Origin of the sequence: Rhodococcus sp. AQ5-07 (genome assembly GCF_009707305.1) — a bacterium.
Classification (GTDB): domain Bacteria; phylum Actinomycetota; class Actinomycetes; order Mycobacteriales; family Mycobacteriaceae; genus Rhodococcus_F; species Rhodococcus_F erythropolis.
In genome coordinates this window covers 624,064-647,375 of record NZ_CP046099.1, presented here as the reverse complement: position 1 = coordinate 647,375, position 23,312 = coordinate 624,064, and the positions used below count along the sequence as shown (strand labels likewise).

Sequence of the window (23,312 nt, the reverse complement as noted above, 5' to 3'; positions counted from 1 at the left end):
CGATCAGCCGAGACAAATCCAGCCACCGGAGGAGACCGAGGCAACCATCGCGTCCAGAGCCTGCGCCGACGCGACAGCATCAGCGATGGTCGCGCCCTGCGGCGCTCCGTCCACGATCGAGGAGACGAAATTGCGAGCCTCGATGACCTTCAGGTCGTCATAACCCATGGCGTTGGCCGCGCCGGGTTGGAAGCGTCCGAACTCACCTGACTCGGGGCCGACCAAAACCGTCGTGACGGATTGGTCCTGGTACTTCGAGCCGAGGCTGGTGCCCAGTTCACCCATCCGGCGGTAATCCCAGAACACGGCACCCTTCGTACCGTGAATCTCGAATCCGTAGTTGTTCTGCTCTCCCACGGCGACTCGGCACGCTTCGAGGGTGCAGCGGCCGCCCGAGCCGAGCCGCAGCAGTGCGCTGACGAAGTCTTCGTTCTCGACAGCTCCCATCTCCCCGCCGCTGGCTCGGGCATGTCCACTGGTAGCGGCGGACGGACGCGCACGCTCCGGGATGAAGATCGCAGTATCAGCAATGAGAGCGTCGACGTCACCGAGAAGATGACGAATCAGATCGATGCCGTGCGAAGCCAAGTCGCCCAGGACGCCGGCGCCGCCGCGCTCACGCTCGTATCGCCAACTCAAAGCGCCTTCAGGGTGGGCCGCATAGTCGCTGAGGAAACGAAACCTCGAGTGCGTGATCGTGCCCAACTCCCCTGAGTCGATCAGGCTTTTTGCCAGGGCTACAGCCGGCGCGTTTCGGTAGTTGAAGCCGACGGTCGACTGCACACCGGCCTTCGAGACCGCTGCGGCAACAGCTTTGGCGTCTTCCGTGGACAACCCGACGGGCTTCTCGATCCAGATGTGTTTGCCGGCTTCTGCCATTGCGACGCCGATTTCACGGTGCAAGAAGTTCGGGGCCGTAATGCTCACCGCGTCGATGGCCGGATCGGCTGCGATATCGCGCCAGTCCTGGGTGAAAGCTTCGAAACCGAATTGGTCCGCTGCTTCCTCCCCTCGGCCAGGCACCTCGTCGGCGACGGCGGCCAGGCGGATCACGGGAAGCTGGGGATAGTGTTGCCGCAGACGCAGATACGCCTGCGTGTGTACGCGGCCCATCCATCCGAATCCGGCAACTGCTACTGAAATGCCTGTCATAAGGCTCCGTTCGGGTCAAATGATCGAAGGATCGCAGAAATGCTGGGATCACAAATCACCCCCACTGACTCGGTCAGGCGGGTACTCGTGTCACCGGGATCGAGGTCTAGCGGTCGACCACGGTGGTGTCGAAGTAGTAACGCGACGCTCGGTAGCAGTGGCTGCCGTACTCGACGGCACTACCTGAATCGTCAAATGCAGTGCGGCTCATGGTCAAGAGGGCAGCACCCACTTTCTCGTCGAGCAATCCTGCTTCTTCGCGAGTCGCCGCCCGAGCGCCGATTCGCTGCCGCGCCACACGGATGTGAACGCCGCGAGTTCGCAAGGTTTGGTACAGCCCTTGCGTCTCCAACTCCTCGGGATCGGGTGCGATGTCCACCGGAATGTAGTTGGTCATCACTGCAAGCGGTTCGCCGTTGGTGCTTCGCAGACGCCTGATGGTGGCCACTTCGGCGTCAGGTTCGAGGTTGAGTTCCGCGGCAACGTCCTCGGCGGGAACTCCCACCGTGAACTCGAGCAGCTTGGTCGTCGGCGCTTGGCCGGCCCTCGCAAGGTCGTCGAACAGGCTGGTGAGCTCGACCGGGCGGTGTACCGGACTTTGCACCACCTGAGTTCCGACTCCCCGCTTACGAACAAGTAGGCCCTTGTCCACCAGTTCCTGGATCGCACGTCGAGTGGTCGGACGTGAGAGATTGAGCCGTTTGGCCAACGCCAGTTCGTTCTCGAAGCGATCACCTGGGGCAAGTTCGCCACCGAGAATAGCGCCCTCGATTGCCTGGGCCAGCTGAAAATACAGCGGCACCGGGCTCGAGCGGTCCAACTCGACGGCGAGTGCTGCGACCACGGTCAACTCCGATCTGTCTTGGGAAGGCGCCGTATCGACGCTACTTCTCTCGGCAGTGTATGCGAACACTAACATTCACTTGACCGCAAGTCATAATGTCCAGACAAACTATTGACAATCGCTGTGTCGCGGCGCACAGTTTCAGTCATACAACGGTGCCCTGCGCGGGCAGCCCACCACGAACTCTCGGGAGTCAGTCTTGACAAGCATCAACACTCACCAGAGCGGGTCACACATCCCTGACGCACCATTCGACGTGCTTGCCATCGGCCGATCGGGGGTGGACATCTACCCACTTCAAACCGGTGTCGGACTCGCAGACGTCGAGACCTTCGGCAAGTTTCTCGGCGGCAGCGCAGCAAACGTCTCGGTGGCGGCTGCACGCCTCGGCCGGCGAGCAGCACTGATCTCCGGCGTAGGCAGCGATCCCTTCGGAAAGTTCGTCACACGCGAGTTGGCACGTCTGGGCGTCGACAACAGGTTTGTCGTCACCAATTCCGAGTACCCGACACCGGTGACGTTCTGCGAGATCTTCCCCCCTGACGACTTCCCGCTGTACTTCTACCGCAAGCCGCATGCGCCCGATCTTCGGATCACCCCGGACGATATCGACCTCGACGCCGTTCGAACAGCGTCCCTCTACTGGTCGACTGTGACAGGGCTGTCCGAAGAACCGAGTCGCAGTGCACACTTCGCTGCTTGGGAAGCCCGCGAACGACGCCCGCTGACGGTCCTCGATCTGGACTACCGCCCGATGTTCTGGTCGACACCCCAAGAAGCGACCACTCAGGTGCAGCGCGCTCTCGCGCACGTGACGGTAGCCGTCGGAAACCGCGAAGAGTGCGAGATCGCGGTCGGTGAGACCAATCCGAACAAGGCCGCCGACGCGCTTCTCGACCTCGGAGTCGAACTGGCCATCGTGAAGCAGGGCCCGAAGGGTGTCCTCGGCAAAACACGAAAGCAATCGATCACCGTGCCGCCCAACGCCGTCGACGTGGTCAACGGGCTGGGTGCCGGCGACAGCTTCGGCGGGTCACTGTGCCACGGACTGTTGGCCGGGTGGCCACTGGAGAAGGTACTGCGCTACGCCAACGCGGCCGGTGCCATAGTCGCATCTCGGCTCGAATGCTCTACTGCGATGCCAACCGCTGAAGAAGTCCACGATCTCGCCGAAGCCACAGCCACGGAGGCAGTCAATGTCTGACAAGCTCGCCGCCCGCCCCCTCGCCACCACCTACGCCGACGTGACGGAACTGCGTGCGAGCGATCCGCAGATCATCGAAAAGTCCTGGGCAGCAAGAACTCCTCGTGCCACCGTTCGAGGCAACGGACGACTGATGATCGTCGCTGCCGATCATCCAGCGCGTGGGGCATTGTCTGTCGGCGGCAAGCCGACAGCGATGAACAGTCGTACCGATCTGCTCGACAGATTACGCACGGCGCTCGACAATCCCGGAGTCGACGGCGTTCTCGGTACCGCGGACATTCTCGACGATCTGCTCCTCCTCGGGGCCCTCGAGGACAAGGTCGTCTTCTCGTCGATGAACCGCGGCGGCCTGGCGGGCGCGAGCTTCGAACTCGACGACCGCATGACCGGATATACCGCGGCGGGCACCGCGAAGTTCGGAATGAATGGCGGAAAGATGCTGCTGCGCATCGCCCTCGACGACGCGGGCACCCTGCCCACCATGACGGCATGTGCCGAAGCCGTTGACGAACTGGCCGCGGCCGGACTGATCGCGATGCTCGAGCCGTTTCTCTCCAGCCGCGTCAACGGCAAGGTCGTCAACGATCTCAGCCCCGACGCCGTCATCAAGTCCATCCACATCTCCCAAGGTCTCGGCTCCACCTCGGCGTACACGTGGATGAAACTACCGGTCGTCGACGAGATGGAACGCGTCATGGATGCGACCACCCTCCCGACGCTCCTCCTGGGCGGCGATCCGCAGATCGCGCCGGAAGAAACGTACGCAAAGTGGGACGCTGCCCTTCAGCTGCCGTCCGTGCGCGGACTGATCGTCGGGCGCGCGCTGCTCTACCCACCGGACGGCGACGTGACCGCGGCCGTCGACACCGCAGTCAAACTCGTCCACTAGAACCGACCTGGCAGGAGCAAGATGTTCAGCAAGTACTACGTCCCCGCCGGATCGTCCGCCGACGGTGATTTCACGACAGTGGTCACGCCGGAGTCCGCGGGTTGGACCGAATCCAGCTTGTGGACACTCGAACTCGCCCCTGGCGCGAGCGTCCACCTGCAGTCCGGCGAGAACGAGATAGTCGTCGTTCCACTGTCGGGTTCGGCCGTGATAGTTGCCGAGGGGACGGAGATCGCCCTGACCGGCCGCGCGTCGGTCTTCGACGGACCGAGCGACTTCGCCTACGTAGGACGCGATTCCGACTACACAGTGGCCAGCGCAGGTGGAGGCCGCTTCGCCCTGTGCGGAGCGCGCGCCGGAGCCAAGCTGCCCCATCGCTACGGCCCGGTGTCGGGAGTTGCCGTCGAACTCCGAGGTGCCGGTAACTGCAGCCGACAGGTTCACAACTTCGCCACCGCAGACACCTTCGAGGCCGACTCCATCATCGCGTGTGAAGTCATCACCCCCGGCGGGAACTGGTCGTCGTATCCCAGCCACAAGCACGACGAGAACAGCGACGTCGAATCGGCTCTGGAAGAGATCTACTACTTCGAGATCGACCGAAGCCCCACCGGGACCGAAGGTTTCGGCTACCACCGCGTGTACGGAACCGCCGAGAGACCTATCGAGGTGCTCGAGGAAGTCCGCTCGGGCGACGTCGTCCTCGTGCCGCACGGCTATCACGGCCCGTCCATCGCAGCGCCGGGCCACCACATGTACTACCTCAATGTCATGGCAGGTTCGGACGAGATCCGGGCGTGGAACATCTGTGACGATCCGCAACACACCTGGCTACGTGGAAGCTGGGATCACCAGGACATCGACCCTCGACTGCCGTTGCAGTCCCACAACTGACGGAAGTGAAAGCTGTGGCACCCACCAACAACGCAACCGGCAATCGTCTACCTCGCGACGAGCCGACCGTACACCTCACCGTTTCTCAAGCTGTCGTCCGCTTCCTCGCCAACCAGTACACCGAACGCGACGGCCAGCGCACCACGCTGTTTGCCGGCTGCTTCGGAATCTTCGGGCACGGCAACGTCGCCGGACTGGGGCAGGCACTCTTGCAGGCCGAGATCCAGGATCTCGATGCCGGCCGTGAGCCGACACTCCCCTACGTGCTCGGCCGCAATGAACAGGCGATGGTGCACTCGGCTGTCGCGCACGCCCGCATGAAGGACCGCCTGCAGACGTGGGCAGTCTCGTCCAGCGTCGGCCCCGGTGCCACCAATATGATCACCGGCGCGGCACTGGCCACCATCAACCGTCTACCTGTATTACTCCTTCCCGCAGACACTTTCGCGACCCGCGCCAGTGCCCCCGTCTTACAGGAACTCGAACTCCCGTCGAGCGGCGACGTCACGGTCAACGACGCTTTCAAGCCGGTCTCACGATACTTCGATCGGGTATGGCGCCCGGAGCAGTTGCCGAGCGCTCTGCTCGCCGGGATGCGCGTTCTCACTGATCCCGTCGAGACCGGCGCAGTCACCATCGCCATCCCGCAGGACGTGCAGGCCGAGGCTTTCGACTGGCCCGAGTCCTTCTTCGCCGAACGGGTGTGGCACGTGGCCCGCCCGCTCCCCGAGCGATCGGTGATCGAACGCGCCGCCGCGATCATCCGCTCGGCTCGCAAGCCACTGATCGTCGCCGGCGGCGGCGTGATCTACAGCCAGGCCACCGACTCTCTGGCAGCGTTCTGCGCGCAGACCGGAATCCCCGTGGGGCAGAGCCAGGCCGGCAAGGGTTCATTGGTCTACGACCATCCACAATCCGTCGGGGCGGTGGGGTCCACCGGCACTACGGCTGCAAACGCACTGGCTACCGAGGCGGACGTCGTCATCGGAATCGGCACGCGGTACAGCGATTTCACGAGCGCGTCCCGCACCGCATTCACCAATCCCGACGTTCGCTTCGTCAACATCAACGTCGCTTCACTGGACTCCGTGAAGCAGGGCGGAGTCAGTGTTGTCGCCGACGCACGTGAGGCACTCGACGCGCTGGCGATCGCACTGAACGACTACCGGGTGGACGACGAATACGCGTCCAGGATCGGTGAACTCGCTCGCGATTGGGATGCGATCGTCGAATCCGTCTACAACCCAGCCGAACCCGCTGCCGACGGGTCACTGAATCAGAATCAGGTGATCGGCCTGGTCAACACTCTGTCCGATCCACGTGACGTCGTGGTGTGCGCTGCCGGGTCCATGCCGGGTGACCTCCACAAGCTGTGGCGAACCCGTGATCCCAAGGGGTATCACGTCGAATACGGGTACTCGTGCATGGGATACGAAGTTGCCGGCGGTCTAGGCGTCCGCATGGCGTGCCCCGATCGCGACGTGTTCGTGATGGTCGGCGACGGTTCCTATCTGATGATGGCCACCGAATTGGTCACCGCCGTACAGGAACGCCTCAAGGTCATCGTCGTCCTGGTGCAGAATCACGGATTTGCCTCCATCGGTTCGCTATCCGAGTCGTTGGGTTCCCAGCGCTTCGGCACGCAGTACCGCTACCGCTCGAATGCCGGACGTCTCGACGGAGGTGTTCTCCCGGTCGATCTGGCCGCGAACGCCGCCAGCCTCGGTGTCGACGTCATCCGCGCCAACACCGCCGTAGAGTTCGCCGATGCGATCAAAGTCGCCAAAGCAAGCGACACCAGCACGGTCATCCACGTCGAAACCGATCCGCTGATCGGCGCCCCGGACAGCGAATCCTGGTGGGATGTACCGGTATCGGCCACCTCCGAACTGGAATCGACCAAGAACGCCCGGACAACCTACGAGTCCTGGAAGAAGATCCAGCGACCGTACCTCCGTCCATCCGAATGAAATTTCCGCACAACCACACCCCAAAAAGCTTGCCCGCGAAAGGAATCTAGACATGAGCGCGATTCGCGTCGGATCAGCCCCCGACTCCTGGGGTGTGTGGTTTCCGGACGACCCTCAGCAGACCCCGTACACGCGATTCCTCGACGAGGTGTCCGCGTCGGGATATGAATGGATCGAACTCGGTCCGTTCGGATACCTTCCGACCGATCCAGCCAAGCTGACTGACGAACTCGGAGCACGCGGCCTCAAACTTTCGGCCGGTACCGTTTTCGAACACCTGCACCAGGACGATTCCTGGGATGCCGTCTGGAATCAGATCAAGGACGTCGCCAAGTTGACCGCAGCCGTCGGCGGCAAGCACGTAGTGGTCATACCCGAGATGTGGCGCGATCCTTCCACCGGAGTGGTACTCGAGGATCGAAATCTGACTCCCGAGCAGTGGCGCAAGAAGACCGACGGCATGAACGCTCTCGGCAAGGCGATGCTCGAGGAGTACGGCGTCATGGCGCAGTACCACCCTCATGCCGACAGCCATGTCGATATCGAGGACAACGTCTACAAGTTCCTCGAAGGTACAGACGAGCGTTTCGTGAACCTGTGCCTCGATACCGGCCACATCAGCTACTGCGGCGGCGACAACCTGGCCATCATCAACAAGCATCCGGAGCGCATCGGGTACCTGCACCTCAAGCAGGTGGATCCGGCGATCGTCGCCAAGGTGGAGGCGGAGGACCTGCCGTTCGGCGAAGCCGTCAAACTCGGCGCGATGATCGAACCACCGCGTGGAATCCCGGACATGCCGCCGCTTCTGGAGGCCATCGAGAAGCTCGGCATCGACGTGTTCGCGATCGTCGAGCAGGACATGTATCCCTGCCATCCCGACACACCGCTGCCCATCGCACAGCGCACTCAGAAATACCTGTCCACCTGTGGCGTCCCCGCCGTCCGTTTCAGCTGAGCAACACAATCGAGGAGTACCACCGCATGTCTGACAACCAGGATCTCCGGATCGCAGTGCTCGGCGTCGGCATCATGGGGGCCGATCACGTCGACCGCATCACCAACAAAATCGGCGGTGCCCGAGTCACCGTCGTCAACGACTACTCTCTTGCCCGCGCCGAGGAAATCGCAGCATTGACGCCGGGGTCACGCGTCGTCGTCGATCCGTTCGATGCCATCGCAGCCGAGGACGTCGACGCCGTTGTGCTCGCAACCCCGGGCCCGACCCATGAGAAGCAGGTACTTGCCTGCCTCGAAGCAGGCAAGCCGGTTCTCTGCGAGAAGCCGCTGACCACCGACGCGGACAGTTCGCTGGCGATCGTCAAAGCCGAAGCAGCGCTGGGAAAGAAACTGATCCAGGTCGGGTTCATGCGCCGGTTCGACCACGAATACACCCAGCTCAAGGATTTGATCGACAGCGGCGATCTCGGTCGCCCTCTCGTTGTGCACTGCGCGCACCGCAATCCTGCGGTTCCGAACGGCTTCGACAGCGCGATGATCGTCAAGGACTCACTCGTCCACGAGGTCGACGTGACGCGATTCCTGCTCGACGAAGAGATCACCTCGGTGCAGATAATTCGGCCGTCTGCGAATTCGCTTGCTCCCGAGGGCATTCAAGACCCACAGATCGCGATATTCGAGACCGAGTCCGGTAGACACGTCGACGCCGAGGTGTTTGTCACCACCGGAGTTGCCTACGAGGTGCGCACCGAAGTTGTCGGCGAACTCGGAAGCGCGATGATCGGACTCGACGTGGGGCTGATCCGAAAGACCAAGCCCGGCAACTGGGGTGGGCAGATCACCCCAGGATTCCGCGAACGCTTCGGGCAGGCATACGACACCGAGTTCGCCCGGTGGATCAAGGCGGTGAAGACGGGCGCCGGCACCGGCAACTACATCGACGGACCTGGTGCCTGGGACGGGTACGCCGCGGCCGCTGTCTGCGCCGCTGGCGTGAAGTCTCTGGAGACGGGTCAACGCGTCGTCGTGGACATGGTTGCGCGCGACTCTGTGGCCGGGGCGTAGCGATGAAGGTCGCTCTCGATCCCACACCGTTCCATCACGACTACTCGCTGCTGGAGCTTCCCCGAGTTGTTGCCGATCTCGGGTACGAGTACCTGCAGCTCACACCGCACGTCGACATGATCCCGTTCTTCAATCACCCGAAAGCCGACGACGCGCTCGTCACCGAGTTCCGGAAGGCCTGCGCGAGTGCGGGAGTCGGCATCGCGTCGGTGCTCCCGGTCCTTCGGTGGTCCGGCCCGGACGAGGACGCTCGCGAAGCAGCAGTGCGTTACTGGAAGCGGGCCATCCAGATCACGGTCGATCTCGGTGTCAACGTCATGAACACCGAATTCTCCGGCGGCCCCGAGAAAGCCGAAGAGTCCGAGCGTGCGTTCTATCGTTCGATGGAGGAACTGCTTCCGATCATCGAACGCGAGGGGATCGACGTCCTGATCGACCCGCACCCGGACGATTTTGTCGAAGACGGACTTGCCGCGATCCGCACGATCCGTGGCGTGAACTCCAAGAACCTCGGCATGGTGATCGTGGCGTGCCACCAATTCCACATGGGTGGGGACCTTCCCGCCATCATGGAGGCCGCCGGCGACATGGTCCGTCTCGTACATGTGGCAGACACCATGGATCATCACCGTTCCCACGGACTTCGCTACATCACCAATCCGCCAGGCAATGCCGTTCGAGTGCATCAACACCTCAAAATCGGGGACGGAGACGTCAACTGGGACGAATTCTTCGGCGGCCTCGGCAAACTCGGCTTCTACGATCGTGACAACACCGTGATGGTGTCGAGCGTCTTCGCCGAGAACGAAAACGCACACGAGGTTTCCCGGTACCAGCGCGAGACGATGAACGACTATGTCGCCAAGTACACCTCCCCGAACTCCTGAGCCACCAGACCACTAGGAAATACCATGACCAGCACTGATACTCGTGTCATCGCGCACTGGTTGGACGGCAAGTCGTTCGCCGGAACATCCGAGAACACCGCCCCCGTCACCAACCCCGCCACCGGACAGATCACCGGCCGACTCGCCCTGGCGAACCTCGAGGACGCTCGCACCGTCATCGACGCTGCTGCGGCGGCCTTCCCCGCCTGGCGTGACACCTCCCTGGCCCGTCGCACACAGATACTGTTCAGCTTCCGCGAACTCCTCAACGCTCGCAAAGGTGAACTCGCCGAGATCATCACAGCCGAGCACGGCAAGGTTCTCTCCGACGCCCTCGGCGAAATCAGCCGCGGACAAGAAGTAGTCGAATTCGCCTGCGGAATACCGCATCTCCTCAAGGGTGGATACACCGAGAATGCATCGACCAAGGTCGACGTCTACTCCATCCGCCAACCCCTCGGCCCCGTAGGCATCATCTCCCCCTTCAATTTTCCCGCGATGGTCCCGATGTGGTTCTTCCCGGTTGCCATCGCCGCCGGGAACACCGTGATTCTCAAACCCTCGGAGAAGGACCCCACCGCGGCGATCTGGCTCGCCGAACTCTGGGCCGAAGCTGGTCTGCCCCCCGGCGTCTTCAACGTCCTCCAAGGTGACAAGCTCGCCGTCGACGAACTTCTGGAAAACAAAGCAGTCAAAGCGATTTCGTTTGTCGGATCCACCCCCATCGCCCAGTACGTCTATGCCACGGGCACCGCCAACGGCAAACGCGTGCAAGCACTCGGCGGCGCCAAGAACCACGCCATCGTTCTGCCGGACGCCGACCTCGACCTCGCCGCCGACGCAATGGTCAACGCGGGATTCGGCTCCGCGGGCGAACGATGCATGGCGATCTCCGCCCTGGTCGCAGTCGGCGACATCGCCGACGAACTGGTCGCCAAGATCGTCGAGCGCACCACTCCCCTCGTCACCGGTGACGGCACCAAGAACTCCGACATGGGTCCGCTCGTCACCAAGGCCCACCGCGACAAGGTCGCCTCATACGTCGATGCAGGCGAGAAGGACGGCGCCACCATCGTGGTCGACGGACGTACAGTCCAGGCCGATGGTGGACCGGACGGCTTCTGGCTTGGACCCACCCTCATCGACCACGTCACCACCGACATGTCGATCTACACCGACGAAATCTTCGGGCCTGTTCTCTCCGTCGTGCGCGTCGATACCTACGACCAAGCCCTCGAACTGATCAACAACAACCCGTACGGAAACGGCACCGCCATCTTCACCAACGACGGCGGCGCTGCCCGACGCTTCCAGAACGAGGTGGAGGTCGGCATGATCGGCATCAACGTCCCCATCCCGGTTCCCATGGCCTACTACAGCTTCGGCGGCTGGAAGAACAGCCTCTTCGGTGACACCCACGCTCACGGGACAGAAGGTGTTCATTTCTTCACGCGAGGTAAAGCCGTCACCAGTCGCTGGCTCGACCCCAGCCACGGCGGCATCAACCTCGGCTTCCCCGAAAACAGTTAGCCGGCAAGACATCTGTGGCCGAGACTCTCGAAGAGGCTCGGCCACAGATGTTTCGAGAGGTCTACGCGACCGTGGGGTGGTACGTCAGCACCTGAACTCCGGATTCGTACCGACGATCGTCCTTCAACTCGAGGTCGATCTTGTCGGCCGATTCGGGGAACACTCTCCCGCCGGACCCGAGAATGACCGGGAAGACCATCAGTCGCAGCTCGTCGACCAGACCGGCCAGCAACAACGCGTGGACGAGCGTCCGACTTCCCGCGACCAGGATTTCGCCGTCGATCTGTTCCTTCAGCTTCGGAACGGATTCCTCGATGGGACCGTCGAGCGCCGTCGAGTTGTTCCATTCGAGCGGCTCCGTCGAACTCGTGACGACGTACTTGGGCATCTCGTTCATCTTGTCCGCAAAGCCTTGGTCGTCTTCGCGCTCAGGCCAGGCACCGGCGAAGCTCTCGTAGGTCCGTCGACCGAGTAGAAGCACGTCCGCGGCGAGGGTTTCGTCGAGTTTGAACTTCATCTGATCGCCCTCCTGGTACGGAAAGACCCATCCAGTGTGCGCATAGCCCGGTTCGCCACCGGGCGCTTCCATGACCATGTCCAAAGACACGAATTCTGTCACCACGATCTTGCCCATACCGATCCCCTGTCGTCAGTGCGTGTGCGCCATTCGAGTAGTCGACTACCCCACTGTTACAGACTCTGCGTGGTGGTGGAACTCATCGGCGGCGATCGTCCACTATGACCGATGTACAAACCGAATCGCCTGTTTTCGCTCCCCCTGCTTGCGTGGCGATTCGGACGTTCCCTCACGTTCGCATACCCTCGTATATCGATGATGTGGCGTCGAAAGTGTGCAGTGGCAGTGGCCGGAACAGTGCTCTCAGGGAGCATTGCGTTTACCGGTGTCGTAGGGACCTCGGGAGTGGCCGGCGCCCAACCGGCCCCGCCGCCGCCCACCACCACCGAGGCACCGTTCACAACACCCAACACCGACAGCTGCCCGTTCACGAGTAGCCCGGCGCCGGCGATCGATCTCTCCGAAGCACCTGCGCCCGGATCCACGGCCCCGACTGCTGTCCCGATTCCGGAAAGCCCCGTCGGTGGAGACAAGCTCGGCGAGTGTGGCGTCGTACTTCCTGACGGCGCTCCCCCGCTCCCGGCCGACATCGCGGCATCCGGATGGGTACTCGCGGACGCCGAAACCGGTGAGGTCCTCGCCGCGAAAGATCCGCACGGTCGCTACCGACCGGCCAGCACCATCAAGATGCTGTTGGCTCTCGTCGCTCTCGACGAACTCGATCTCGACACCGAAATCACCGCAACTGCCGAAGATGCGGACGCTGAAGGTAGCGCTGTCGGCATCGGCAAGGGCGGCAAGTACACCAACCGGCAACTGATGCAGGGTCTGGTCATGGCATCGGGAAACGATGCCGCGCACGCTCTTGCCCGCCAACTCGGCGGTGACGCTGCAGCCGTGTCGAAAATGAACGCGCTCGCGGCCGAACTCGGCGCCCTCGACACCCGCACGGCAACTCCATCCGGACTCGACGGCCCAGGGATGAGCAGCTCACCGTACGACCTGGCCGTAATCTTCCATACAGCCCTCCAGAATCCGACGTTTGCCGGACTGATCCATACCGAAACCGTCGAGTTTCCCGGCTTCCCCAAAGATCCGACGATTCCTGACGATCAGGACCGCCCCGGATTCACTCTCGCGAACGACAATCAGTTGCTCTACAACTACGACGGCGCATTGGGCGGCAAGACCGGCTTCACCGACGACGCCCGCCACACGTACGTCGGTGCTGCGGAGCGCAACGGCCGGAAACTACTGGTGACATTGATGGGCGGCGAAGCCAAGCCGATCCGTCCGTGGGAGCAGGCTGCCCGTCTACTCGACTACGGATATGCACTCCCCGCCAGCACAACCGTCGGCTCGTTGACGGACCGATCGACCGACGATGCCACGCCCGATGTCACTCGCACACCGTCTGCCGCTGCACCAGGCTCGGTGTCGGCAGCACCCACCGCTACCGACACCGAGTCGGACACCACTGACCGCATCCTCATCGGTGCTGTCGGCGGAGTTGTGGTGATCGCGCTGGTGGCGGGAGCCGTTGCCCTGAACCGTCGAAGGCGCTAGCGCGGCCGACGGCGCATGAAGCCCGAAAGACCCAGGCCGGCAACCGCACCCGTGGCGATCAACGCAGCCACGCGAGACGGTGAAGCTCCGTCACTGACAACGATTCGCGGCGAGATCACGGCCGGATCCGGCGGCGGAACGAAGGCGAGAGCCATACTTTCCTTTGTCGTCGCCGCCCACGCCGTGCAGAACAGCAGCATCCTCGACGCAGTGAACACGAACACGAGCAAACCGATGATCGGGCCGAATGCCACGCCCGCCGGGCCACTGGTGACGGCCGCGAGGTAGATCGCACCGACCTGCTTGAAGATTTCGAACACGACCGCGGCGATAAGCGCTGCCTGCGCGGCGCTGCGCAGCGTGACAGGCTCGCGCGGCAGCCGGGCAATCACCCACAGGAACACCGCCCACGTCGCCAGGAGTGAAAGCAACAGTGAAACGACTCTGAGCCCCACGCCGACACCGGTGATGTTCTCGAGGTTGAGCCATTTCACGATCTGAGTCGCAACCGGCCCGCTGCTCAGCGCCGACATTCCCAGTGAGACGACCATGGCGAGAGCCAGACCGATGAGGGCCCCTGCGTCACCGAGTTTGGTACGAACGAAACCCTTCGGCTCGCGCTTGCTCTCCCACATCGCCGTCAGCGCGTCGCGAACATTTGCCATCCAACCGAGACCCGCGTACGCGGCACCCAGGAGACCGAAGATTCCGACGCTCGCGCGCGAGTCGATAGCCGAATCGATCAGCGTGTTGATGGTGTCACCCAAGCTGCCCGGAATGCTCTTGGTGATCTGCTCCTGAATCGACTCGAGGTACTCGGGATGCCCGGCCAATACGAAACCGGCCACTGCAAACGCGACCATCATGATCGGAATCAATGCGAGAACACTGAAGTACGTGATTCCCGCAGCGTAGTAATCGCCCTTTTGCTCTTGGAAACGTCCTGCGGCGCGAACCAGATGATCGAGCCAGGGTCGCGCTGCTCGTTGCTTCTCGAGAAAGCTCGGTGCGTCGTCGTCCGTGTCAGCCATTGCCGTCCCCCTCATGTTCGGTCAGGCGTCGTGAGTCCGAATTCGCGTAAGTCAGCCCTTCGGTGCCAGGAATCCGACCTTGTCATAGACAGCGGCGAGAGTGCGTGAAGACACCTCACGGGCGCGGTGCGCTCCAGCCGCGATGATGCGATCCAGCTCTGCCTCGTCGGCAAGGTAACCGTCGACCTTCGCCTTGAGTGGGGTGACGAACTCGGTCAGCACATCAGCGGTATCGGTCTTGAGGTCGCCGTACCCCTTGCCCTCGTAACCGGCCACCAGAGTCTCGATCGGTACTCCCGAGAGAGCCGACTGAATGGTGAGCAGGTTGCTGACGCCCGGCTTGGCCTGCGGGTCGAAACGAATCTCGCGCTCGTTGTCGGTGACGGCCGACTTGATCTTCTTCGCCGACACCTTCGGATCGTCGAGCAGATTGATCAGTCCGGCCGCACTGGCGGCGGACTTGCTCATCTTGGCGGTCGGATCCTGCAGGTCGTAGATCTTTGCCGTGCCCTTGATGATCTGCGGCTCGGGAACAACGAACGCCTTGCCGTAGCGGGTGTTGAACCGGCCGGCCAGATCGCGTGCGAGTTCGAGGTGCTGACGCTGATCCTCACCCACCGGAACTCGCTGCGGGCGGTACAGAAGGATGTCCGCGGCCATCAGAACCGGATACGTGAACAAACCGACACTGGCGTTGTCGCTGCCTTGCTTGGCGGACTTGTCCTTGAACTGCGTCATACGGCTGGCTTCACCGAAACCGGTGATGCAGTTCAGGACCCACGCCAACTGTGCGTGCTCGGGAACCTGACTCTGTACGAACAGCGTCGCCCGATCCGGATCGATACCCACCGCAAGGAGCTGAGCCACCGCAACCTTGGTGCGACGACGCAATTCCTTCGGGTCCTGCGTCACCGTGATGGCGTGAAGATCCGGAATGAAGTAGAAAGCGTCGAAATCGTCCTGCAACGGAACCCACTGCTGCAGCGCACCCAGGTAGTTGCCGAGGTGGAAAGAATCCGACGTCGGCTGGATTCCGGAAAGCACGCGAGGCTTTGCGGTGGGCTTCTGTTCTGCAGGGGTCGACATGGTTCCGATCTTTTCACGAGTGGAAATCAGTGCAGTGGCGTGGTGCCCGGGTAGTCGAGTTCGACGAGGTCTTCACCGTGGGCGGTGAGGTCCTCCGCACCGAACTGGTAGACGGTCCGGAAAACGACGGGTTCCCATTCTTCGGTGTAGAAGTCCATCGTTTCGCGGAACCACTCCAACTGATCCTGTTGCTCGGACAGTAGAGAACCCGCACCTCGGATCACAACTACATATCCGGCGCCAAGTCCGAGTACGCCGTCGAGATCGCGCATGACATCGTCGAAAGCGTCTTTGTTGCGCCCGAAGTGGGACGGAAACTGGAAGGCTGCCGCGAACTCGTCGAAGACCTGCGCCGTTGTTCGCATGTTCTCGCCGCGAACCACCCGAACGACAAAATTCTCGCCACGGAGTTCACGTGCAAGATCATCCGCAACGGCCGGGTCGCTCCGCAGGGCCACCGAAGCCACATCCGAAGACGGATCCAGCCACTGCGCCACGCTGACCGTAGACGAGTCGGACATCAGCGAATCCTCACAAACGTGTCGTAGTGATCGAGGGTGTACCACGCCGAACCGTCGTTACCGGTGACGATTCGCTCGGCATCACGACCTTGGCCGTTTTTCTTCGCGTTGACGTCCCATTCCTGATAGACGACACGTCCGCCACCGGCACCGACAGCGGGCAGACGCCCTTCGCTGTTGCGGAAGGTGATGCCGCCCTTGGTGCCCGGCGCATTGGCGGAATCGGGCCACCGCCCGGCGTCGATCTCCACCAGCGTGGCGAGAACCCGCGCCGGCGCATCGCTGTTCGTCTGCTGCGTTGTCTTGACAGCGGAGCTCGAGGGCACGGAACTCGACGGCGCGGCCTTGGTGGTAGCACCCGGCTTGGCTTGAACAGTCGAGGACTGGGCACTCGAGGACTTCGCAACCGACGACGCCGAACTGTCGGAGTCACGTGAAGAAAGGGTTACCGCCAGTACGAGCGCCACCACCGCCACCACGACGGTGATGATGGCGTTGCGCGTCTTTGCGCTCGGCATTTTCAGACCTTCAGACATGCGCGTCCCTACCGGTACGAGACAGTGACAGGTGCGTGATCCGACCAACGGAGGTCGTAGGACTCAGCGCGTTCCACGAGCGCAACCTTGGCCCGCTCGGCGTATCCGCGGGTGGCAACCTGGTAGTCGATACGCCAACCCGAATCGTTGTCGAATGCCTTGCCGCGGTACGACCACCACGAGTACGGACCGTCGACACCCGGATGGAGGGTGCGGAAGACATCGACCCACGCGGAATCTTCGGCGAACAGCAGATCCATCCAGGCGCGCTCCTCGGGGAGGAATCCCGAAGACTTCTTGTTGGTCTTCCAGTTCTTGAGGTCGAGTTCGGTGTGCGCGATGTTCCAATCGCCGCTGACCACCACGTGACGATCGGCAGCCACGGCCGCCGCAGCGGTGGAGGCGAGGTGAACTGCGAAGGACGCCATGAACCGCTCCTTCTCCTCCTGCTTCGGCGTGAGCGCCTCACCGGAGGGCAGGTACAGGCTCGCGACGGTCAGATCCGCGAAGTCGGCTTCGATGTATCGACCGGCGTCGAGAAACTCGTCGTCGCCGTGACCGATCCGCACCGCGTCAGGTTCCGTGCGTGAAAGCACAGCGACTCCGTTGCGTCCCTTCGCGGACGGCTCGGCGGAGACGAGGAACCATCCGTTGCCGAGCGCTGGTTCGAGAGTCTCGCGAAGCTGATCGTCCGACGCACGCGTTTCCTGAAGGCAGATGAAATCCGCCGACGTCTTCTCCAGCCAATCGAGCATGCCCTTGCGGGCAGCTGCTCGAACGCCGTTGACGTTCACGGACGTGATGGTGTGGGGCGCAAGAATGTGGGAGTCAGCAGTTTGTGGCACGGCAAGCACCGTAGCCGATTCCACCGACGCGGATGGGCGCCCAGGTCAGCGCACGGCCCTACGCTGCAGAATCACCGCAACCGCCAGCACGACGAGACCCGCGACGGCCAGCAACGACCCAACCGCTGCCGGTGCGGTATACCCGTAACCGGCCGCGATGACGACGCCGCCGATCCACGCTCCGAAGGCATTGGCGATGTTCAGCGCGGCGTGATTGAGAGACGCAGCCAAGGTCTGAGCGTCCTCGGCGACATCCATCAACCGTGTTTGAAGGCCAGGAACCATCGAGGACCCGGCAAGCCCGATGAGGAAGACGAAGACAAGCGCCGTGTACGGATTTCGCACAGCGATCACGAAGACCGCGAGGATCACCACGAGGGATCCCATCGACAGGAACAAACCCTTCATCAGTGCGCGATCCGCGAGGTATCCACCGACGAAGTTGCCGGCCACCATGCCAAGTCCGTACAGCATGAGCGCCAGAGGAATGAACGAAGCACCGAGACCGGACACGTCGGTGAGCGTCGTACTGATGTAGGTGTAGACGGCAAACATCCCGCCGAATCCGACCATTCCCACGATCAGGGTCATCCACACCTGAACGCGGCCCAGCGCCCCGAGTTCGGTGATCGGATTCGTCACCGGCATACCGTCCAACCGCGGAATCCAGACGAACAGCGAAGCAACGGTTGCCACCCCGATCACGGCGACCAAGGCGAAGGCGCTGCGCCAGCCGAGTGCCTGGCCGATCCAGGCCGCGACCGGCACCCCGATCACATTGGCCACGGACAGACCCATCATCACCATCGCCACGGCCTTCGCGCGTTTACCTGGTTCGGCCAAATGAGCGGCGACCAGTGCGGCGACTCCGAAGTACGCGCCGTGCGGCAATCCGGCGACGAATCGAGCCATCATCAGCGTCGTGTACGAGGGCGCAAAGACCGAAGCGGCATTGCCGACGGTGAATGCGACCATGAGTGCGATCAACAGGGTGCGGCGCGGTACCCGTGCGGTGAGAGCAGCGATCAGCGGAGCACCGACGACAACCCCGAGCGCGTACGCCGAGATCACGTGACCAGCGATGGGTTCCGAGACGCCGAGCCCGGATGCCATTTCCGGGAGCAATCCCATGGCGACGAACTCGGTTGTGCCGATACCGAAACCGCCGAGGGCAAGAGCGAGCATCGCTGGACCTCTGGCGGAACGAACCCCGGGTGTCGAGGTGTCAGAACGGGAGAGGGTAGACGAAGTCACTGATCAATTGTGGTCTCACACCTGGTTGAACTTCCAAGTGAGAGCGGGTGAGTTCACTCACGTGAGACCGCGAACACAAATGGGACGCCCGGTTTCCCGGACGTCCCATCAGAAGGTGAAACAGTGAATCTACTTCGCGGCCATGGCCTTCTGCAGGTTCACGTCGAGTGCGCCGAGGAACTCCTCGGTGGTCAGGTAGCCCTGATCGCCGCCGACCAGCATCGAGAGGTCCTTGGTCATCTGGCCGCTTTCGACGGTCTTGATGACAACGTCTTCGAGCGCCTGCGCGAAGCCGATGACCTCAGGGGTGCTGTCGAGCTTGCCACGATGCTCGAGTCCGCGGGTCCACGCGAAGATGGACGCGATCGGGTTGGTCGAGGTGGGCTTGCCCTGCTGGTGCTGACGGTAGTGACGCGTCACGGTGCCGTGAGCAGCCTCTGCCTCACAGGTCCTTCCGTCCGGTGTCAGCAGAACCGACGTCATGAGGCCGAGCGAGCCGAAGCCCTGGGCCACGGTGTCGGACTGGACGTCGCCGTCGTAGTTCTTGCATGCCCAGACGTATCCACCCTCCCACTTGAGTGCGGAAGCGACCATGTCGTCGATGAGGCGGTGCTCGTAGGTCAGACCTGCGGCATCGAACTCAGCCTTGAACTCGGTCTCGTAGACGTGCTGGAAGATGTCCTTGAAGGCACCGTCGTACGCCTTGAGAATGGTGTTCTTGGTGGACAGGTACACCGGGTAGTTCTGCTGCAGTCCGTAGGTGAGCGACGCGCGAGCGAAGTCACGGATGGACGTGGTGAAGTTGTACTGCCCCTGGACGACGCCGCCCTCTTCGGGGAAGTTGACCAGTTCGTGCTCGATCGGTGCGCTGCCGTCCTCAGGCGTGTAGGTGATCATCACCTTGCCGGGGCCGGGGACCTTGAAGTCTGTGGCGCGGTACTGGTCGCCGAATGCGTGACGGCCGATGATGATCGGCTTGGTCCAGCCCGGAACGAGTCGCGGAACGTTGGAGATGATGATCGGTGCGCGGAAGATCGTGCCGCCGAGAATGTTGCGGATCGTTCCGTTCGGGGAACGCCACATCTTCTTGAGACCGAATTCCTCGACACGTGCCTCGTCCGGCGTGATCGTGGCGCATTTGACGCCGACGCCGTGCTTCTGGATCGCGTGCGCTGCGTCGATGGTGACCTGGTCGTCGGTCTCGTCGCGGTACTCGATACCGAGGTCGTAGTACTCGAGGTTCACATCGAGATACGGATGGATCAACTTGTCTTTGATGAACTGCCAGATAATGCGCGTCATCTCATCGCCGTCGAGTTCGACGACGGTGCCCTCAACCTTGATTTTGGACATGGGTGCTTCGCGTCCTCCTAGGAAGTTTCCCTGGTTACACGGTTGCGGTCACACTTTGTGAGTGGGTCCGCGAACGGTTCGATTATCAAACCTAGACGGTGTGGACTGATCTCGGGAGATGAGTCCCAAACAAGACAAGCGTACTGCTAACCCGTGAGGCCGCAACCGGCAGGTCCACCCATCGGTCTCTACTCGCGAGTAACTTTTGCCTGCTAGTGGGCTGCGTCGCTCTGTCTCGCGTGCGGTTGCGGCTCACAATTCGCCCCGCGTCAGGACTGCGCTCACTTCCCGGTAGAATCCGACTTGGTCATGAGTGCCAGCGTCAAGCCCCGGCTCGCTGGACGGCAACCCTCCAACCGCGGTGGGGTGCCCCGGGTGATGACCAGGTTTCCCGACGTGGATCTGCTCACGCAGTTCCACCGCAATTCGGGTGACAAGCGCGGGTCCGACAGGGACGGACCCCAGACCGGGCCGAGCCCCACGGAGGTAACTCAGTATGTGTCGCACTTGTAGATAGACCCCAGCACGGGGCGGCGATCCTTCGCCCCCGTCCGACATCTATCCGTCAGACCACTGGAGTGAACAAATCATGACCGACAACACAGCCGACGCCGCAGCAACTTCTGATCCGACCGCGAACTGGTCGTTCGAGACCAAGCAGGTGCACGCCGGGCAGACAGCGGACACCGCCACCAATGCGCGCGCTCTGCCGATCTACCAGACCACCAGCTACGTTTTCGACAGCACCGATCACGCTGCGGCACTGTTCGGCCTCGCCGAGCCTGGCAACATCTACACGCGGATCATGAATCCCACACAGGACGCCGTCGAGCAGCGCATCGCTGCCCTCGAAGGCGGAGTCGCCGCACTCCTCCTCTCCTCGGGTCAGGCTGCCGAAACCATCGCGATCCTCAACATCGCCGAGGCCGGCGACCACATCGTCTCGAGCCCGTACCTGTACGGCGGCACGTACAACCTCTTGCATTACACCCTTCGCAAGCTGGGCATCGAAGTCACCTTCGTCGAGGATCCCGACGATCTCGAGCAGTGGCGCGAAGCCATTCGCCCGAACACGAAGGCGTTCTACGGCGAGACGATCGCCAATCCCAAGAACCACATTCTCGACCTCCCCGGTATCTCGTCGTTGGCCCACGAGAACGGTCTTCCGTTGATCGTGGACAACACTGTCGCGACGCCGTACCTGCTCCGCCCACTCGAACACGGCGCCGACATCGTCGTTCACTCCGCCACCAAATACCTTGGCGGACACGGCACCGCGATCGCCGGCGTGATCGTCGACGGTGGCACCTTCGATTGGACGCAGGGTCGCCACTCGAACTTCACGACGCCTGACCCCAGCTATCACGGCGTCACCTTCGCAGACCTCGGCGCGCCGGCATTCGCACTCAAGGCGCGCGTCCAACTGCTGCGCGATCTCGGCTCCGCCGTGGCGCCGTTCAACGCGTTCCTCATCGCGCAGGGCATCGAAACCTTGAGCCTGCGCATCGAGCGCCACGTGTCCAATGCCCAGAAGGTCGCCGAATTCCTCGACGGCCACGGCGAGGTGGCCTCCGTTTCCTACGCGGGACTCCCCTCCTCGCCATGGTTCGAACGCGGAAAGCAGCTGACGCCCAAGGGAACCGGCGCCATCGTCACCTTCGAGCTGCCCGGAGGTATCGATGCGGGCAAGACGTTCGTCAACGCCCTGACGCTGCACAGCCACGTCGCCAACATCGGTGACGTTCGCTCACTCGTCATCCACCCCGCCTCGACGACACACTCGCAGCTCACCCCCGAAGAGCAGCTCGCCTCCGGTGTCACGCCCGGACTCGTCCGCCTCGCGGTCGGTATCGAAGGAATCGACGACATCCTCGCCGATATCACCGTCGGCCTGGCTGCGGTGGCAAACTCGTGACCGTGAACGAATTGGAGCCCAGGATCGACCTCCTTCCCCCGCCCGACGGCCAGGTGGGGTTCGTCGACATCGGCGCCCTGGAACTCGAGAGCGGCGCGGTACTCCCCTCGGTTTCGCTCGCCGTTCAGCGGTGGGGTGAGCTGTCCCCGAACCGCGACAACGTCGTACTCGTCGAGCACGCACTGACCGGAGACTCACACGTCACCGGACCGATCTCCGCAAATCAGCCCTCCCCCGGTTGGTGGAACGGGATGGTCGGCGCCGGCGAACCGATCGACACCGGCGAATGGTGCGTCATCGCAACCAATGTCCTCGGCGGTTGTCGCGGCACGACCGGTCCCAGTTCACTGGCCGACGACGGCAAGCCGTGGGGCAGCAGGTTCCCCGAGATCTCCATCCGGGATCAGATCGCGGCGGAGAAGAAGCTCGTCGATCTCCTCGGGATAGACCAGTTGGCCTCGGTAGTCGGCGGATCCATGGGCGGCATGCGCACCCTCGAATGGGCAGTTACCTACCCGGACAGCATTCGCTCCGCGTTGGTTCTCGCAACCGGTTCACGAGCCACTGCAGATCAGATCGGCACCCAGACGACGCAGATCGCTGCCATCGTCTCCGATCCGGATTGGCAGGGCGGTGACTACCACGGAACGGGGCGGGTACCTCGCGCCGGACTCGGCATCGCCCGTCGCATCGCGCACCTGACGTACCGCACCGAGTCCGAACTCGATGCGCGCTTCGAGAACTCCGCCCAGAACGACGAAAATCCTTGGAACGGTGGACGATACGCCGTCCAGAGTTACCTGGAACATCAGGCAGACAAGCTGGTCGACCGCTTCGACCCGAGCACGTACGTCCTCCTGACCGAGGCCATGAACCGGCACGACATCGGTCGTGGACGCGGCGGCGTTGCAGCGGCGCTGGCATCGATCACGGCGCAGGTCGTCGTGGGCGGCGTGGACTCGGATCGGCTGTATCCCCTTCGTTTGCAGGAGGAGATCGCGGACGGCATTTCGACGTGCACTGGCCTCGAGATTCTCAAGTCCAGAGACGGCCATGACGGCTTCCTGACGGAGGCGGACGCTGTCGCCGGACTGCTTCGCCGAACGATGGAGTTCGCACGCACGGCCCGCTGATCCGGCACAGAGGCACAATTTCAGGATCCGTCAATGTCGGGAAAACCACAGCTGATCTGCAGGTTTTCCCGACATTTTCATTGGCGTCCCTGAGCCG

The 23,312-nt window shown here is 62.7% G+C and carries 21 protein-coding genes and 1 riboswitch; of the genes, 11 read left to right on the top strand and 10 right to left on the bottom strand.

Annotated elements, in window-relative coordinates; all coding sequences use genetic code 11:
- Positions 1-3: 3 nt before the first annotated feature.
- Both GJB56_RS03005 and GJB56_RS03000 read right to left on the bottom strand, forming a co-directional pair.
- Positions 4-1,152 carry a Gfo/Idh/MocA family protein gene (locus tag GJB56_RS03005; RefSeq protein WP_113683045.1) on the bottom strand — a complete coding sequence of 383 codons (1,149 nt, stop codon included), beginning with the start codon at positions 1,150-1,152 and terminating at the stop codon, positions 4-6.
- A 106-nt stretch (positions 1,153-1,258) separates the two neighbouring features.
- Entirely contained in the window at positions 1,259-1,996 is a 738-nt protein-coding gene (locus GJB56_RS03000; RefSeq protein ID WP_003941006.1) for a GntR family transcriptional regulator, read from the bottom strand.
- Positions 1,997-2,195: 199 nt separating this feature from the next.
- Between GJB56_RS03000 and iolC the strand changes: the two genes are divergently transcribed.
- Genes iolC through GJB56_RS02960 form a run of 8 tightly spaced genes read left to right on the top strand, consistent with a single transcriptional unit; the run spans position 2,196 to position 11,398 of the window.
- A complete protein-coding gene (gene iolC, locus GJB56_RS02995) occupies positions 2,196-3,200 on the top strand; it encodes a 5-dehydro-2-deoxygluconokinase (RefSeq protein WP_195849578.1) in 1,005 nt (334 codons plus the stop codon).
- Complete coding sequence (locus GJB56_RS02990) at positions 3,193-4,092, top strand: Cgl0159 family (beta/alpha)8-fold protein (protein WP_046378298.1); 900 nt, start codon at positions 3,193-3,195, stop codon at positions 4,090-4,092. The genes iolC and GJB56_RS02990 overlap by 8 nt, the downstream gene beginning before the upstream one ends.
- 21 nt (positions 4,093-4,113) lie before the next feature.
- A complete protein-coding gene (iolB, locus tag GJB56_RS02985) occupies positions 4,114-4,986 on the top strand; it encodes a 5-deoxy-glucuronate isomerase (protein ID WP_084325076.1) in 873 nt (290 codons plus the stop codon).
- A gap of 14 nt (positions 4,987-5,000) precedes the next feature.
- Positions 5,001-6,956 (top strand): 3D-(3,5/4)-trihydroxycyclohexane-1,2-dione acylhydrolase (decyclizing), encoded by a 1,956-nt coding sequence (iolD, locus tag GJB56_RS02980; RefSeq protein WP_113683111.1) that lies wholly within the window; start codon positions 5,001-5,003, stop codon positions 6,954-6,956.
- Positions 6,957-7,008: 52 nt separating this feature from the next.
- Positions 7,009-7,914 (top strand): sugar phosphate isomerase/epimerase family protein, encoded by a 906-nt coding sequence (locus GJB56_RS02975; RefSeq protein ID WP_019747670.1) that lies wholly within the window; start codon positions 7,009-7,011, stop codon positions 7,912-7,914.
- A 26-nt stretch (positions 7,915-7,940) separates the two neighbouring features.
- A complete protein-coding gene (locus GJB56_RS02970; RefSeq protein WP_019747669.1) occupies positions 7,941-8,981 on the top strand; it encodes a Gfo/Idh/MocA family protein in 1,041 nt (346 codons plus the stop codon).
- A gap of 2 nt (positions 8,982-8,983) precedes the next feature.
- Positions 8,984-9,868 (top strand): sugar phosphate isomerase/epimerase family protein, encoded by an 885-nt coding sequence (locus GJB56_RS02965; protein WP_113683046.1) that lies wholly within the window; start codon positions 8,984-8,986, stop codon positions 9,866-9,868.
- A 24-nt stretch (positions 9,869-9,892) separates the two neighbouring features.
- A complete protein-coding gene (locus tag GJB56_RS02960; protein WP_019747667.1) occupies positions 9,893-11,398 on the top strand; it encodes a CoA-acylating methylmalonate-semialdehyde dehydrogenase in 1,506 nt (501 codons plus the stop codon).
- Between the two features lie 61 nt (positions 11,399-11,459).
- On the opposite strand, the gene GJB56_RS02955 is transcribed toward GJB56_RS02960, so the two are convergent.
- Entirely contained in the window at positions 11,460-12,032 is a 573-nt protein-coding gene (locus GJB56_RS02955) for a dihydrofolate reductase family protein (protein WP_019747666.1), read from the bottom strand.
- Between the two features lie 198 nt (positions 12,033-12,230).
- Between GJB56_RS02955 and GJB56_RS02950 the strand changes: the two genes are divergently transcribed.
- The gene (locus GJB56_RS02950) at positions 12,231-13,541 is read left to right on the top strand and encodes a D-alanyl-D-alanine carboxypeptidase family protein (protein ID WP_230091126.1); all 1,311 of its coding nucleotides are present in this window, start codon (positions 12,231-12,233) and stop codon (positions 13,539-13,541) included.
- On the opposite strand, the gene yhjD is transcribed toward GJB56_RS02950, so the two are convergent.
- From yhjD to GJB56_RS02915, 7 genes are all read right to left on the bottom strand, one after another.
- Complete coding sequence (yhjD, locus tag GJB56_RS02945) at positions 13,538-14,572, bottom strand: inner membrane protein YhjD (protein ID WP_020969131.1); 1,035 nt, start codon at positions 14,570-14,572, stop codon at positions 13,538-13,540. The two genes, GJB56_RS02950 and yhjD, sit on opposite strands and share 4 nt — an antisense overlap.
- A gap of 51 nt (positions 14,573-14,623) precedes the next feature.
- Positions 14,624-15,658: a tryptophan--tRNA ligase gene (gene trpS / locus GJB56_RS02940; RefSeq protein ID WP_003941025.1), complete on the bottom strand. Its 1,035-nt coding sequence runs from the start codon at positions 15,656-15,658 to the stop codon at positions 14,624-14,626.
- A gap of 26 nt (positions 15,659-15,684) precedes the next feature.
- Positions 15,685-16,179 (bottom strand): barstar family protein, encoded by a 495-nt coding sequence (locus GJB56_RS02935; RefSeq protein ID WP_029254979.1) that lies wholly within the window; start codon positions 16,177-16,179, stop codon positions 15,685-15,687.
- Entirely contained in the window at positions 16,179-16,697 is a 519-nt protein-coding gene (locus tag GJB56_RS02930) for a ribonuclease domain-containing protein (protein ID WP_029254978.1), read from the bottom strand. Before GJB56_RS02930 ends, GJB56_RS02935 begins: the two co-directional genes overlap by 1 nt.
- A 26-nt stretch (positions 16,698-16,723) precedes the next feature.
- Positions 16,724-17,470 (bottom strand): exodeoxyribonuclease III, encoded by a 747-nt coding sequence (locus GJB56_RS02925; RefSeq protein ID WP_037120255.1) that lies wholly within the window; start codon positions 17,468-17,470, stop codon positions 16,724-16,726.
- Between the two features lie 135 nt (positions 17,471-17,605).
- Positions 17,606-18,814, bottom strand: coding sequence for an MFS transporter (locus tag GJB56_RS02920; protein WP_021332495.1), 1,209 nt, complete (start codon positions 18,812-18,814; stop codon positions 17,606-17,608).
- A 129-nt stretch (positions 18,815-18,943) separates the two neighbouring features.
- Positions 18,944-20,167, bottom strand: a complete 1,224-nt coding sequence (locus tag GJB56_RS02915; protein WP_019747659.1) for an NADP-dependent isocitrate dehydrogenase — start codon at positions 20,165-20,167, stop codon at positions 18,944-18,946.
- A 305-nt stretch (positions 20,168-20,472) separates the two neighbouring features.
- A riboswitch (SAM riboswitch) is annotated at positions 20,473-20,613 on the top strand.
- A gap of 143 nt (positions 20,614-20,756) precedes the next feature.
- Between GJB56_RS02915 and GJB56_RS02910 the strand changes: the two genes are divergently transcribed.
- Together GJB56_RS02910 and metX are read left to right on the top strand one after the other, a co-directional pair.
- Positions 20,757-22,082: a bifunctional o-acetylhomoserine/o-acetylserine sulfhydrylase gene (locus GJB56_RS02910; protein ID WP_113683047.1), complete on the top strand. Its 1,326-nt coding sequence runs from the start codon at positions 20,757-20,759 to the stop codon at positions 22,080-22,082.
- Positions 22,079-23,215, top strand: coding sequence for a homoserine O-acetyltransferase MetX (metX, locus tag GJB56_RS02905; protein ID WP_113683048.1), 1,137 nt, complete (start codon positions 22,079-22,081; stop codon positions 23,213-23,215). Before GJB56_RS02910 ends, metX begins: the two co-directional genes overlap by 4 nt.
- Positions 23,216-23,312 lie beyond the last annotated feature (97 nt).